The 13672-nt window shown below is 71.5% G+C and carries 12 protein-coding genes and 2 pseudogenes; 5 read left to right on the top strand and 9 right to left on the bottom strand.

Annotated features, from left to right (window positions below; translation table 11 throughout):
- The 3 genes from sthA to AQJ91_RS26730 all read left to right on the top strand — a co-directional run.
- A partial coding sequence (gene sthA / locus AQJ91_RS26740; protein ID WP_067026546.1) for a Si-specific NAD(P)(+) transhydrogenase occupies positions 1–1004 on the top strand: 1004 nt, incomplete at its 5' end.
- Between the two features lie 228 nt (positions 1005–1232).
- Positions 1233–1424 (top strand): hypothetical protein, encoded by a 192-nt coding sequence (locus tag AQJ91_RS26735; protein WP_067026544.1) that lies wholly within the window; start codon positions 1233–1235, stop codon positions 1422–1424.
- An 11-nt stretch (positions 1425–1435) separates the two neighbouring features.
- Complete coding sequence (locus AQJ91_RS26730) at positions 1436–2395, top strand: hypothetical protein (RefSeq protein ID WP_067026542.1); 960 nt, start codon at positions 1436–1438, stop codon at positions 2393–2395.
- A 7-nt stretch (positions 2396–2402) separates the two neighbouring features.
- Here the strand turns inward: AQJ91_RS26730 and AQJ91_RS26725 are convergent, their stop codons facing one another.
- The 5 genes and pseudogenes from AQJ91_RS26725 to AQJ91_RS26710 form a co-directional block, all read right to left on the bottom strand.
- Positions 2403–3005, bottom strand: coding sequence for a Clp protease N-terminal domain-containing protein (locus AQJ91_RS26725; RefSeq protein ID WP_234382939.1), 603 nt, complete (start codon positions 3003–3005; stop codon positions 2403–2405).
- A 206-nt stretch (positions 3006–3211) separates the two neighbouring features.
- Positions 3212–3343 (bottom strand): annotated as a pseudogene (locus AQJ91_RS56005) (proteasome subunit beta); the annotation flags it as partial.
- A gap of 80 nt (positions 3344–3423) precedes the next feature.
- Positions 3424–4368, bottom strand: a complete 945-nt coding sequence (locus tag AQJ91_RS26720; RefSeq protein ID WP_067026540.1) for a lysylphosphatidylglycerol synthase transmembrane domain-containing protein — start codon at positions 4366–4368, stop codon at positions 3424–3426.
- A gap of 5 nt (positions 4369–4373) precedes the next feature.
- Positions 4374–5861, bottom strand: coding sequence for a hypothetical protein (locus AQJ91_RS26715; RefSeq protein ID WP_067026538.1), 1488 nt, complete (start codon positions 5859–5861; stop codon positions 4374–4376).
- A gap of 208 nt (positions 5862–6069) precedes the next feature.
- Complete coding sequence (locus AQJ91_RS26710) at positions 6070–6465, bottom strand: YybH family protein (protein WP_067026536.1); 396 nt, start codon at positions 6463–6465, stop codon at positions 6070–6072.
- 111 nt (positions 6466–6576) lie between these two features.
- On the opposite strand from AQJ91_RS26710, the gene AQJ91_RS26705 reads away from it, so the two are divergent.
- Complete coding sequence (locus AQJ91_RS26705) at positions 6577–7272, top strand: nucleoside/nucleotide kinase family protein (protein WP_067026534.1); 696 nt, start codon at positions 6577–6579, stop codon at positions 7270–7272.
- A 9-nt stretch (positions 7273–7281) separates the two neighbouring features.
- On the top strand, positions 7282–8121 hold the full coding sequence (locus AQJ91_RS54580) for a hypothetical protein (RefSeq protein WP_199848029.1): 840 nt from the start codon (positions 7282–7284) through the stop codon (positions 8119–8121).
- Positions 8122–8127: 6 nt separating this feature from the next.
- On the opposite strand, the pseudogene AQJ91_RS26695 reads toward AQJ91_RS54580, so the two are convergent.
- From AQJ91_RS26695 to AQJ91_RS26680, 4 genes and pseudogenes are all read right to left on the bottom strand, one after another.
- Positions 8128–9980, bottom strand: a pseudogene (locus tag AQJ91_RS26695) (hypothetical protein).
- Between the two features lie 49 nt (positions 9981–10029).
- A complete protein-coding gene (locus AQJ91_RS26690; protein WP_067026532.1) occupies positions 10030–11748 on the bottom strand; it encodes a hypothetical protein in 1719 nt (572 codons plus the stop codon).
- A gap of 2 nt (positions 11749–11750) precedes the next feature.
- Entirely contained in the window at positions 11751–12653 is a 903-nt protein-coding gene (locus AQJ91_RS26685) for a carbohydrate ABC transporter permease (RefSeq protein ID WP_067026530.1), read from the bottom strand.
- Entirely contained in the window at positions 12650–13561 is a 912-nt protein-coding gene (locus AQJ91_RS26680) for a carbohydrate ABC transporter permease (RefSeq protein WP_067026528.1), read from the bottom strand. Before AQJ91_RS26680 ends, AQJ91_RS26685 begins: the two co-directional genes overlap by 4 nt.
- Positions 13562–13672: the final 111 nt, after the last annotated feature.

Here is a 13672-nt window from a genome sequence, read left to right as displayed (position 1 = left end):
AGCGGCTGCTCAGCGCCGAGCACATCGTCATCGCCACCGGCACCCGGCCCGCGCGGCCCGACAGCGTGGAGTTCGACGGGCGGACGATCATGGACTCGGACAACGTCCTCACACTGGAGCGGGTGCCGCGTTCCATGGTGATCGTCGGCGCCGGGGTCATCGGCATGGAGTACGCGTCGATGTTCGCCGCGCTCGGCAGCAAGGTCACCGTGGTGGAGAAGCGGGCCGGGATGCTCGACATGTGCGACGTCGAGGTGATCGAGTCGCTCAAGTACCACCTGCGGGACCTCGCTGTCACGTTCCGCTTCGGGGAGACCGTCGCGGCGGTGGAGCGGCATCCCCGCGGCACACTGACCGTGCTGGAGAGCGGCAAGAAGATCCCCGCCGACGCGGTGATGTACTCCGCGGGCCGGCAGGGGCTCACCGACGAACTCGACCTCGACAAGGCCGGGCTGTCCGCGGACCCGCGCGGCCGGATCGCGGTCGACGAGCACTACCGGACCCAGGTGCCGCACATCTACGCCGTCGGCGACGTCATCGGCTTCCCGGCGCTGGCGGCGACGTCGATGGAGCAGGGACGCTCGGCGGCGTACCACGCCTGCGGGGAGCCCGTCGGGCGGATGCACAACCTCCAGCCGATCGGCACCATCCCGGAGATCAGTTTCGTCGGCCGGACCGACGACCAGCTCACCGAGGAGCGGGTGCCGTTCGAGGCCGGTATCTCGCGCTACCGCGAGCTGGCCCGCGGACAGATCATCGGCGACTCGCACGGCATGCTGAAACTGCTGGTCTCCCCCGACGACCGCACGCTGCTCGGCGTGCACTGCTTCGGCACCGGGGCGACCGAGCTCATTCACATCGGGCAGTCGGTGATGGGGTGCGGCGGCACCGTCGACTATCTCGTCAACGCGGTCTTCAACTACCCGACGCTCGCGGAGTCCTACAAGGTCGCCGCCCTGGACGCCACGAACCGGCTGCGGCAGATCGACCGCATCGGCGACTGAGGGAGGTTACCGTCCAGTCAATCTTGAAAGGTCAATGAGTGGGGTTATCATCACTCGCACACACGGTGTGACCGTCCGGCTGCGGAACGGGCGGACGGTATCCACCACCCCCTTGTCACGCCCCTGACCCGAGGCCACCCCTCTCCGGTCATCGGCGGCTTCACCCCCCTCCACGCCGCCCGGGCCTGGCACGCCCGTGCGCCGAGCGCGACGGAAAGCAGCACAGTCATGAGCATCAGCAGCGGCAGAGGGCTGCGGGCGTGGTCGATGACGCCCACCCTGTTCGACGAGGGGCGCGCGGAGAGCCACGCGGAGAACATCGTCGTCGAGTCGCTGAGCGAGCCGAGCACCGCCACGACAGCGGTCTGCGTCGCCGGACCGCACTCCCGTGTCCACGAGGGTCTGCCCTCCGACTTCTGAGGGAGATCCCGATGGCGCGAGACCGCTTCGTTCCCGACTTCGATCCCGACTGCGGGGACGCGCCTCTCACTGCCGCCCGGCACGACATCGTCATCGGCCGCTGGCAGGGCCTGCGGGACCTGCTGTATGTCACCGGGCCCGACTGGCGGGCACGCGGCCACCGGGTCCGGCTGCTCGCTCATGCCTGCGCGAGCGGTTCGACGGCGGAGTCGTGGCTGGCCGCCGAGCCGCACAACGCCGACGCGCACGTACTGTGGGCGGCGACGGAGACGGCGCGGGCCTTCAACCTGGCCACCGCGGCGGACCGGGGCGTGCCGATCGACCAGCGCCGTGTCGACGCCGCGGTGCTGGCGTGCCTGCGGGCCACCGACGCGTATCCGGAGGACCCGACGCCGTGGATCTCCCTGATCTGCGTGGCCCGGCTGTATCCGTCGGGCGTACGACGGCAGGAACTGGCGCGCTGGTGGGACGAGTTGCACCGGCGCGAGCCGTACAGCATGGAGGGGCACCTCCAGGTGCTGCACTACTACTCGGCGCGCTGGCACGGCTCGCACGATCTGATGTACGACTTCGCCCGCGACGCGGCCGGGGTCGCGCCGCCCGGCAGTCCGCTGCCGGTGCTCGTGCAGCACGCCCGGGTCGAGGAGTTCCGCCACGCCGTGGACGCGGCGCAGGGCAGGCAGGCCTCCGTGGCTCTCGCGCGGCACTGGAACAACGACGGCGCCGCGAACGACGTACGCCGCACCTGGCAGCGCTGGATCATGGGGCGCACGGACACCGGCGTGGCCCCCGGCGAGCTGCGGGACCTCGGTTGTCTGACGCACGCGGCATGTCTCGCCGGGGTCCAGGACGTCGCTGCCGCGCTGCTCGGGATGCTGGGGCGCCGGGCCACGCGCACTCCGTGGTCGTACACCGGCGATCCGGAGAAACAGATCGTCAAGTGGCGCAAGGAGCTGCGGCTGCGGGGGTGACGGCCGTTCACGGCTGGTCCCGGTCGGCCGTGCGGTCCAGGACCGGCACCTCGAATCCGGCCTCGGTCAGGACCGTGGCCGCCACACCCCGGCCGACGCGGGCGAGGCCGACGAGCAGGTCGCCGCAGTCGATGCGCGCGGCGCCGGACTCTGCGGAACGGACCTCGGCGAGGGCGATCGCCTTGCGGGAGTAGGGAGTCCAGGCGATCCGTTCGGCGGCCTGGGAGGCGCCGAGAGCGAGGCGGTCCTCGACCTTGCGGTGGATGGCCGCCGGGTCGACGCCGCCCCTCTCCAGCAGCTCGGTGGCGCTGTTCGGTTCGGCGGTGAGGCCCCACCACAGGTGCTCGGTGCCTATGTAGTTGTTGCGGTGCAGTACGGCGGCGCGCTTCACCTGGACCATGGCGCCGCGCAGGTCCTCGGACATCGTCTCGGGGCCGTACCGCTTGTGGGGAGCATGGAAGCGCTGCTGCACCGCCTGCCGGGTGACCCCGAGGGCCGCCCCGATGTCGGTCCACGAGCTGCCGTGCATCCGGCAGTGCTCGACGTAGTCCTCGACCAAGTCGTCGGCGAGGGCCTGCAGTTGGCCCGCGAGATGCGCGGCGGTGGCCACCAGGTCCAGCAGCCGGCTGCTCCCGGCTCATGACAGAGGTTCAGCTCCGGTGTTCGGCCTGTCCCTCGCCCGGGACGACGGCGCTGGTGCGGTTGGTATTGGCGTCCTGGAGGCAGTCGCGCAAGCGCAGGCACGACGTGCTCACCGGCATCAGCCCAGCCGGCCGAAAGAGAATGCCGTCCTGACCGGTGGCCGCCTCGCAGCGCGACACCCTCCGGGAAGGGGCGGCGCGTGGGCAGCAGGGCCGGGCGGTGTGCCGTCAGGAACTCGGTGAAGGACGAGGTCCCCGGAGTGAAGAACTCCTCCCCTAACCGCCCGCCGTTCTCGCCGTACGTCATGGCTCTCCCCCTCGTCCTGGTCACCGGGCCGACAACCGGACTCCTACCTGTCGCGGACGGACGGGAAACGCTTGTCGTGCTCACAGTGCCTTACGGCGGATCAGCACCCCGAGCACGACCAGCCCCGGGAGCAGGGGCAGCCACACGGTCAGCAGCCGGTAGCCGAGCACGGCGGAGGCGGCCGCGGCGGCCGGTGCTCCGGCGGCGGTGAGGGCGAGGGCGAGCACGGCGTCGAGGGAGCCGAGGCCGCCGGGCGTGGGCAGCAGGGCGGCGGCGGCGCTCGCGGCGAGGTACAGCATGGCCACCCGGACCGGGGGCAGCGGGAGGGCGACGGCCCGGGTGACGGCGATCAGCACCAGGGCGTGCAGTGTGACGAAGGCCAGCGAGCCGCCCCACAGGGCCGCCGCCCTCGGCGGTCTGGCGTGGACGGCCCGGACGTCCGCGAGCCCTGCGGCCAGGGCCCGTCGGCAGCGGGCCCACAGCGGGCTCGCCCGCAGGACGGTCACTCCCAAGGCCACGGCGAGTACGGCGGCCAGGACCGCCCCGGGGACGGGAGGGATCCGCAGGACTCCGGGGCAGACCGCGGCGAGTACGGCGATCAGGGCGCCGCGGACGACCGCACCGGCCGTGCCTTTCACCGCGACGGCGGTCACCGAGCGGCCGGCGGGCAGTCCGCAACGCATGAGGAAACGTAGGTTCACAGCGCCCGCGCCGAGGCCGGCGGGCAGCACGTGGTTGGCCGCGCAGGCGGCGAACTGCGTAGCCACGAGCCGTCCCCGTGGCAGCCGTTCGGGTACGGCGCCCTGCTGGGCGAGCGCTGCGCACAGCCAGGTCCCGGCCGTGGCTGTGGCGGCCACCAGCAGCCAGCCCTGGTCGGCGACGACGAGCCGGCCGGCTCCGCTCTCCAGCACCGTCCAGTGGCGCCGGGCCAGATACGCGGCGCCCACCAGGACGGCGAGTGTGAGGGCGGTGTGCCAGTGGGCCCGTCTTCGGGTGGGTGCGGCGCGGACCTGCTCGGACGTCATACGGGTCAGCGCTCCCCCGCCGCCGGAGCGATGCGGGCCTGCAGGCCGTCGAGTCGGTGGAGGTCCCAGCCGCGGGCGTACCGGGGCGGGGTGGCGCCCGGTGCGCTGAGGGCGGCGACCGGGATGCGGTCCGCGGTCCGCAGGATCTCCGCGGTCGTCGTGTTGGCGTTGTTGCCGCTCGTCGCGCCGGACGAGCAGCCCGTGTAGTAGGCGACGGGGATGGACTGGCGGCCGGTGAGCAGGCAGGGCGGGCGGACGCCCAGGCGGTGCAGTTCGGCGGCGGAGCGCGCCCAGGCCTGGCGGGCGGCGACGGTACGGTCCGTGGTGCGGTCCAGGATGACGTACTGCACCGCCAGATGCCCGGCCAGTCCGAGCGCGATCAGGGCGGCGGTCAGTGGCCGCCACCGGCCTTGCGGCGTGGTGACGAGGTGGCGCAGCGCGTCGGCGACCGGGATGGCCGCCAGGGCGTAGGCGGGCAGGAGGAAGCGGGGGGCGGCGTATCCGATCATGAACAGGTAGGGGAGGGCGGCTGTCGTGGCGCAGGCCAGCGGGACCAGGGTGCGGGCGGTGCGCCCGGCCCGCACCGCGATCGCCAGGCCGAGGGCGGCGATCAGCGGCAGGGCGAGCACCCATGCGAACACGACCGGGTTGGGCATCGGGACGGTGCACGGCCGGCACAGGCTGCGTCCGGCCAGGCTGCGCAGCTGGTCGTCGACGGCGAAGTTCCAGCCGAGGCCGCCCTGGATGCGGGAGGCCTCCGCCAGCCGCTCCCCCAGGCCGCCGTAGGAGAGGTACGCCTCGATCACCCACTCGACGGCGCCCGCCACGAGCCCCGCCACGAGCGCGGCGGCGAGCCTCCAGTGGCGTACCGCCGGGGCGAGGACCAGGAGCGGCAGCGTGACCCATACGGCGTCGGTGGGCCGCATCCACGCCATCAGGACGGCGCCGGCCAGGACGCCCCACAGGGCCCGCCGGTCGGAGCGGTCCGCGCGGGCCCGCAGGAAGCAGCCGACGCACAGCAGGGCGCCGATCGCGACCCAGTGGTTGGGCATGGCCTGCGGACCGTAGAACAGCGTCAGCCACAGGGAGGCATACAGGGCTCCGGCGCCGGCCAGGACGCGGGCCGGGAAGAGTCCGCGCCAGGCGCGCAGGCCCAGGTACAGGCCGAGGCCGGACAGGACGGCGAGGTAGACGCGCAGCAGTTCGGTGGACGACGACCAGGACGCGACCGGCGCCGCCAACAGGGAGACGCCACGCGCGCGTGGTGCGCTGAAGAAGGCGGCGGGGCTCTCGGTGCCGACCTGGCTGACGTACACCACTTCGTCCCAGCCGAGCCCCATGGCGGGCGACACGAGGACGAGTTGGGCGAGGACGTACAGGCCGGCCACGGCGGCGAGCAGACCGTCGTCGCGGGACCGCCAGGACCTGCCGGTCACGGTCGCCTCGCCGCGCCGCCGCATGGCTACGAGCATGGCGTTCGTGTCGAGCGTCATCGTCCACCCCTTACCCCTACTAGTCGTAGGGCTTCTAAGTCGTAGGGCTTCTAAGACCCCACAGCCTGGCGGGCTGAAGGCGGGAGCCAGGGACCACACAGAAACCGCAAAAACGGAAAAACGGAAAAACATGGACAAACTAACGCGCACGGTGCGAGTGCGCAGCGCGGAGTTCGGCCAGGTGCCTGACGGTCCACGCGCACGTGGGTCAGTCGTGCGGGAACGAGTGGTGCTCGTGGGCGACGAGCCAGCGGTCCCCCTCCTTGCGGAGTCCGAACGTCAGGCGCAGGCGGAGGGTGGGGCGTTCGGCGAGTTCGTCCGGGGTGCCGCAGCGCAGCAGGGCGTGGGCGTAGGCGACGTCGGTGCCGGCGGTGATGTCGAGGGACTCGATGTCGAAGCGGGCGCCCTGGGCCTGCCAGCCGAAGAACGGCGGCCAGGTGGCGCGGTAGGCGGACAGGCCGCGGATGCCGTCGTGGGGCGGCGGTACGTCGAACATGACGATGTCCTCGGCGTGGTCGGCGAGGACGCCGTCGAGGTCGCCACGGTGGACCGCGTCGGCCCAGTTCGTGATCAGGGTGCGGATCCGCGCGGTGTCGTCGGGCATGGTGCCGCTCCCTCCACTGTCGCTGTGCGGGACTGTTCGCTGTGCGGACTCACTGTTCCGACTCCCCACCGCGCCGGAAGTCATCGGCGCCGTGGTGACACACTCTGCTGTGTGCCCCTGACCTTCGACGACCTCCTCACCCGTGCCGGTTCCCTGTCCCGGGACGGGCGGCGCGCCATTCTGGGTATCGTCGGCAGTCCCGGTGCGGGCAAGACGACGCTCGCGGAGCACCTGGTGCGGGAACTGAACGGGGCCGGGGAGCCGTGGGTGGCGCATGTCCCCATGGACGGGTTCCACCTCGCCGACGTCGTCCTGGACCGCCTCGGGCGCCGGGACCGCAAGGGCGCGCCCGACACCTTCGACGCGGCCGGGTACGCGGCGCTGCTGCGGCGCCTGCGCGAGGAGGACGACGAGGTGGTGTACGCGCCCGGTTTCGAGCGGGTGCTCGAGCAGCCGATCGCGGGGGCCGTTCCGGTGCCGCCGTCGGCCCGGCTGGTCGTGACCGAGGGCAACTACCTGCTGCTGGACACGGACGGGTGGGCGCGCGTGCGGCCGCAGCTGGACGAGGTGTGGTTCTGCGAGCTCGACGAGCGGGAACGCGTCCGGCGGCTGGTCGCCCGGCACGAGGAGTTCGGGAAGAGCCACAACGAGGCGGTGGCATGGGTGCTGGGCTCGGACCAGCACAACGCGGAACTGGTCGCCGAGACCCAGGACCGGGCCGATCTGGTCGTACCGGTGTCGGCGCTGCCGGGCGTCGACGTGGGGGTTGTAGGAAATTCCGGCGAACGCGGCCGGTCGCGCGCCTAGCCTTTCGCCATGGGGTTGGACATCACGGTGCTCGCCGTCGACTGGGAGTGGCTCGAACAGACGCCGGCCGGTGAGCGGCTCGGGCTGCTGGAGGACGCGGCGCTGCCCGAGCACGAGCTGGACCGGGACGCGGAGCCGCGACGGGGCTGGGTGTGGCCGGCGGCGTCGAACGTGCCGTGGTGCGGGCGGTACGAGTTCCACAGCACGGCCGGGTCGTACAAGCCGCACTTCTGGGCCGGCGAGGCATGGGAGGACGTACGGGACTTCGCCGATCCGGTGCTGCGGGAGCATCTGGACGGTTTCCTGCGCGACCTGCTCTGGGACGCGGACGGCAAAGGCGGCGTCATCGGTGTCCCGGACACCGCGCTGCTGCCGGTCGGCACGGACCGGCGGCGGCCGAGCCTGCTGTTCGTCTGCCCGCCGCCGGCCGTCACCGCGCTGGCCGCCCACTGGGCCCGGGCCGAACCGCTGCTGGAGACGCTGCGCGAGCCGTTCGGCGTGCACGCCGCGTGTCCGGGGCGGTGGATCGTCCAGGAGCACCCGCCCGCCACCGTCTGCTACGCCCGCGACGGCGTGTCGTTGTGCGGGTTCGGGCTGCGCGAGGAACTGTGGCGCTGGGGGCAGGAGCCCGACCTGCTCCTGCCCGAACTCGCCACGGCGGGCATCCTGACACCCGACGGGACGGCCCAACTCGCCCCGGAGGACGAGGACTTCAGAACGGGGTACCGGCGCACCCTGGGCGTCGTCGCGCGACGGTTCGGCCTGTCGCTCGACCCCGCCTACCTCGACGGCGCCCGCCTGCCGGCCTACGCCGTGCGCGGCACCCCGCGCATGTCCTTCGAGGGCTGAACGCGCCTACGACGCCCGCAGGTTCAGCTCCGGCTCTCCGTGCGCGTCGCCCGTCGCGTCCCCGACCAGGGCGGTGAACGCCTCTGTGCGGATGAGCAGGCCCCTTCCGTCGCGCTCGAACGCCGGCGTGTACGGGCCTTCCGGTCCGTAGCGCACGGCGAAGACGTGCAGGTCCTCCGGGGCGCCCGGGGCCGGTTCCGCCTCCAGGGCCGTGGACGTGACCAGGTGGCGCCAGCCCTCGTCGGGGTTGCCGTAGCCGCGGGGGTCGAGGGCCAGGGCGAAGGCCGCCTGTTCCTGGGTGATGTCCGCGCGGGCGTCGAAGTGGTCCGGGGTGTCCGACGGCGGGTGGGTCAGGCGCAGTGCGCCCGGCGATGTCGCCTTCGCGTCCGCCGTCCTGCGGACGCGGTCGCCGTCGTCCGTGGCGTACGGCAGACCGGCGAGCAGGTACGGCGTGCCGGGGAGCCGCTCCACGGCGACCGTCAGCCAGAGGGCCGTGCCGTCCGTGACGTACAGCGACTGGACGTGCCGCAGGACGTGGTCGCGGCCGACGACCGGCTTGGTGACCAGCTTCGCCGTCAGACCGTCGGCGCGGACGTCGCGGACCCGGACCTCGCCCATGGGGCGGGACAGCAGGAAGCCGTCGGTGACCGGGCCGAAGCCGTGCTGCCGGTTGACGGCGGCGGGGAGGTAGTACGTACCCGCCGCCTCGACCAGGGACGGCGTCAGGTGGCTGTCGAAGGCCACCGAGACCGTGCCGGCGCGGAGTTGGTGCCGGGCCGGTGTCGGTGACGGGGTGCGGTGCCAGCGCGTGGTGTCCTGGATCTGCCAGACCAGCATGAACGCGAAGTGGCCGTCTACGCCGCCGTCCGGCTTGACCGCGTGCCGGCCCCAGCGGCTGTCGCCCCGGTAGCGGCCGAGGTCGGAGCCGATCCGGGCGCCGAAGTAGCGCAGTCCCAGGACCGATTCGAAGGCGGAGTGCTGCTCGCTGTAGCGCGGGCCGCCGTTGTCGAAGCCGCCGCCGGTCAGCCGGGCGTCGATGTAGCGGGCGAGCGCGTCGCCGTCCTCGGCGAAGATCTCCTCGCCGCTGATCCGGTGGGCCTGGGCGAGGAAGGACAGGGAGATCGGGCCGTAGTTGTTGTCGTAGGCGCCGCCGTGCTCGGGAGGCAGCAGTGCGCCACGGTCCGCGACGCGGTGGGCGCGGATCTTGTCGACGTACAGGTCGATCGCGCGCGAACGCACCGGCTCGCCCTGCTCCGGCGGGAGATGGCGGGCCAGCATCAACCCGCCGACGACGCAGCCGATGGCCTGGTTGCCCGCCTTCTGCGGGTTGAAGAAGGTCGCCTCGGTCAGCCGGCGCCAGTAGCCGTGCGCCACCTCGACGAGTTCGGCGCGCTGCTCGTCCTCGACGAGGCCCTCCGCGAGGTCCAGCACGTTGACCGCCTGGAGCAGCGCCCACACCGTGCTCGGCCAGTCGCCGATGGGGTGGGCGCCGGAGGCGAGGGTGTAACGGGCGTACGGCAAATCGGAGTTGCGCGCCTTCAGGTTCGGGTAGCCGGGGTTGTCCTCGGTGTACACCCGCTCCCGCAGGTGGAAGGCGAGGCTGCGGCGCACCGCCTGAAACAGGCGCGGGTCCTGCCGCGCTGCCAGGCGAGGGCGAGGAGTGAGGTGATGCCGAGCGAGGTGTCGCCGATGTCGTCGACGCAGTCCGGGTGCTCCAGGTTGCCCTCTGGCGTGAGCCGGGCCAGGGCCTGCTCGACGACGTCGGCGAGGACCGCGTCGTATGCCTCGGGGCTGTCCGGCAGGTCGTGCAGCGGGCCGCGCTGGTGCGTGAGGTGTACGGGAGAGGGCGTGAGGTGCACGGGGATCAGCCCTTCAAGCCTGAGGTGGCCATGGCGTGGGTCGTCGGGGTCACACGACAGGTGCGGGCCGACGGGCGCGCAGTGCGACGGTCAGTATGTGCGGGCCGAGTCCCCCGATGTAGACACGGTTCCCGGTCGTCGCATCGGTGCCGCCCACCACGGTGTAGTCCTGACCCGGGTCGTACCGCAGCACGTCGCTCCGGTCCGGCCCGGCCAGCGGTTCGCCCGCCTCGACCCCGGCCTCGACCCGGATCTCGTCGTCGCCGACCTGGTAGGTCATCGGCCCGGTCGTCAGGCACCAGCGTCCGTCGCCGATCGGTACGGCGCCCTCCGGCACGCCACCCGGCCGGAAGGTCAGTTCGAGGGCCCAGGGCACTCGTGGTCCGCTGATGTCGATCCGCAGGTCGGCACCGTCTTCCCTCAGGTCCACCTCGACGCGGGTCGTGTGGGAGACCTCGTCCCGAGGCCGGTCCGGGAAGGCCATCGCGGCCGAGAAGCGTCCCTCGTCCACCAGCCGGTAGATGCCGTCGTCCCGCCTCTGATCCGTCGGGAGCGGCTGGTAGTAGGCGGCTGTGAGGGTTTCGGTGAGCCGGTACCGGTTGTCGGCGAGTTGCTCCATGTCGGCGGCGCGGAACGGGCCCAGGTCGAAGAACCCCCGCGTCAGACGGACCGCGTCGAGGACGGCGTCGCCGGCGAACAGCCGCAGGAAGGTGGGATTGCAGGCGAGGCCCGAGCGGATGCGCCGGTGCTCGGGCACGTCGGAGCCGCCGTACACCACCGTGTGCACGTCGGCCGAGGCGCGTGCGGCGAGGCGTGCGGTGGTGATGTAGCGGTCGCGCGGAAGTGTCTCCGCGGCCGGGGCCGGCAGGGCACGGCACAGGTCCGGGGTGAGGAGGGTCTGGGCGAGCAGGTCGGGGTCGTCGATGCCGCCGGCGGCCGCCAGCCGCGCCGCCCGGCCGAAGTCGCCCCGGCCGGTGCGGATGGCGAGCAGCCGGTAGTGCGGCAGGTAGGGCGCCAGCGGGAACGGGCGGTTCTGGTCCTGCCGTCGCGAGTGGACGGTCTCCACCGTGCCGTCCGGCCTGATGAGGTCCAGGGTGGTGGCGAGATTGCGTTCGACGGCGTCCAGCAGGTCGGTGCGGCCGAGCACGTCGGCCAGCAGCAGCAGCGACGGGTTGGACACATGGGCCGCGTAGTTGGCGCTCCGTTCCGAGTACAGGCCCTCCACGTCGATGTCGACGCCCTCGGCGAGCCACTCCTCGACGCGGTCGAGCAGCCGGTCGTCCGGGAACGACCGGTGCAGCCGGGCCAGCGCCGCGCACAGCTCCCAGCGGTGGTTCGGGGTGTGCACCCCACCCGTCAGGAGGCTGCCGGAGACGGCGCCGGCGATCTCGGCGAGCGCGGCCGTGACTTCGCGCAGTTCCGGCCCCGCGTCGGCGGCGAGGACGTGCGCGTCGCACACGTCGTTGACCGTGAACGCGGAGTCAGGCGGTGACTGCACGTTGTCGCCGCCGGCGAAGAGGCCGGTGGTGGTCTGCGTGGCCCGCAGGACGCGGAGGTGGGTCATCGCGGCGGCGACGGCCCGCCTGCTGCGGTGCAGTGCCGAGTCCGGGGAACGGTATGCCGCGACCAGGGTCTTCACCCGCCGCGCCAGACCACGGTGCGGCACACCGGCGGGTTCCTCGTCGGGGCGGGCCGCAAGCGGGGCGGCCGACCGGTCGGCGGCGCGGGCCACCGCGCGGACGAACTCGTGGTCGAGCTGGGTGGGCAAGGTCAGTCCTTCAGTCCGGCGTTGATGTCGGCGTTCATGACGTAACGCTGGAACACCAGGAAGACGACGATCAGCGGCACCATGGAGATGACCGATCCGCCGAGCAGCACCGACCAGTTGATGTTCTGCGCCCCGACGAGGCTCTGGATGCCGATCTGGACAGTGAACTTCTCAGGGTCGTTGAGCATCAGCAGCGGCCAGATGTAGTCGTTCCACCGCCACTGGAACGACAGGATGGCGAGCGTCAGCATGATGGGCCGGGAGATCGGCACCATGATCCTCAGGAATATCTTCAGCTCAGGCGCACCGTCGATGCGGGCGGCCTCGATGAGTTCGTCGGGGACCGTCAGGAAGAACTGGCGGAACATGAAGCACCCGGTCGCGGTGAGCACGGCCGGGAGGATGATGCCGGCGAGCGAGTTGTAGAGGCCGAGGTCGCGGACCACCAGGAACTGCGGGGCGAGCATGACCTCGGACGGCAGCATCGTGGTGGCCAGGATGCAGATGAAGAAGAACTTGAGCCACTTGTTGTCGTACTTGGCCAGCGCGTACCCCGTGCAGCAGCTGACTCCCACCGTGAGGATCGTCGCGATCACGCACACGATGGTGGTGTTGATGAAGTACTGGGAGAAGTTGGCGCTGTCCCACGCCGCCTCGTAACCCGACACGGTGGGGTTCGTCGGGAACAGCGTCAGCGGGAGGGAGAACAGGTCTCCCGCCGGCTTGAAGGAGCTGAGGACGAACCACAGCACCGGCACCCCGTAGAGGGCCGCGAGGACCCACAGCAGTGTCGTCGCGGGCACCGCGCGCCGAAGCCCACCGGTGGCCGCGCCGCTGGACCGCTTCTTGAGGACAGCCCGTCCGGGCCCGGTCTCGACCTTGCGTGGCATGTCTGTGGTTGTCATCGGTTCTCCACCCGCCGGTTGACCATCAGCTGGATGATCGCGACGGCCATCAGGATGAGCATGAGCACGAACGACGCGGCGCTCGCGTAGCCGATCTGGCCCGACTTGAACCCGGTCTGGTAGATGTACTGGACAAGCAGGTTGTTCGACGTTCCGGGTCCGCCGTTGTTGAGGGAGGCGAACAGCGGGTATTCCTTCATCCCGTGGATCGTGTTGAGCAGGATGACGATGAAGGAAGTGGGCGCGATGCTCGGCAGTGTGATGCTGATGAACTGGCGCCACGGACCGGCGCCGTCGAGCGCGGCCGCCTCGTAGTACGACGTCGGTACGTTCTTGATCGCCGCGATGAACAGCAGCATCGAGAAGCCCGTCCAGGCCCAGGACGCCGCCACCACGACCACCATCAGCGACAGGTCCGCGTTCGACTGCCACGGAACGGCGCTTCCGCCGACCTTCTCGATGAGGTAGTTGACCAGTCCGAAGTTCTCACCGAACAGCCACCGCCACAGGACACCCACCACGATGGGCGACAGCAGCCACGGGATGAAGAAGAAGACGCGGGCGACCGACACGCCCTTGGCGTGCTTGCTCACCAGCACGTTGGCGATGAGCAGCGAGAACACGAAGTTCAGCGGGACGAAGAGCACGGTGTACAGCAGTGTGCGGGTCATCGCGCCGTAGAAGGCGGAGTCCTCGAACAGGTTGCTGTAGTTGTCCAGTCCGACGAACTGGAACGCCCCCACGCCCGTGTAGTTCGTGAAGGAGTAGACGAGCCCGATCACCGCCGGCCAGAGGAAGAACAGCGCGAAGAGCACGACATTGGCCGCGATGAGGACGAGCGGTGCGACGGTGTACTTGCTTCGTCTCCTGGGCGGGCTCACGGACACGTCCGAAGCTCGTTTTGTCATCTTCCTGACTCCGTGCTGGTGGAATGGGTTCCTGTGGGCTCAGGCCATGAGCCCGGCATCACGTGGGGTCCACGGGCCCGGGCGGCGGGATCGAGACACCGCCGCCCGGGC

The organism is Streptomyces dysideae, assembly GCF_001514305.1.
Classification (GTDB): domain Bacteria; phylum Actinomycetota; class Actinomycetes; order Streptomycetales; family Streptomycetaceae; genus Streptomyces; species Streptomyces dysideae.
This window is presented reverse-complemented; position numbering and strand designations above follow the sequence as displayed.

Bases quoted from the DNA above. Each gene is read 5' to 3' on its own strand.
- AQJ91_RS26735 (WP_067026544.1), top strand. From the start codon at position 1,233: ATGAGCATCAGCAGCGGCAGAGGGCTGCGGGCGTGGTCGATGACGCCC.
- AQJ91_RS26730 (WP_067026542.1), top strand. From the start codon at position 1,436: ATGGCGCGAGACCGCTTCGTTCCCGACTTCGATCCCGACTGCGGGGAC.
- AQJ91_RS26720 (WP_067026540.1), bottom strand. From the start codon at position 4,368: ATGACGTCCGAGCAGGTCCGCGCCGCACCCACCCGAAGACGGGCCCAC.
- AQJ91_RS26715 (WP_067026538.1), bottom strand. From the start codon at position 5,861: ATGACGCTCGACACGAACGCCATGCTCGTAGCCATGCGGCGGCGCGGC.
- AQJ91_RS26710 (WP_067026536.1), bottom strand. From the start codon at position 6,465: ATGCCCGACGACACCGCGCGGATCCGCACCCTGATCACGAACTGGGCC.
- AQJ91_RS54580 (WP_199848029.1), top strand. From the start codon at position 7,282: ATGGGGTTGGACATCACGGTGCTCGCCGTCGACTGGGAGTGGCTCGAA.
- AQJ91_RS26685 (WP_067026530.1), bottom strand. From the start codon at position 12,653: ATGACAACCACAGACATGCCACGCAAGGTCGAGACCGGGCCCGGACGG.
- AQJ91_RS26680 (WP_067026528.1), bottom strand. From the start codon at position 13,561: ATGACAAAACGAGCTTCGGACGTGTCCGTGAGCCCGCCCAGGAGACGA.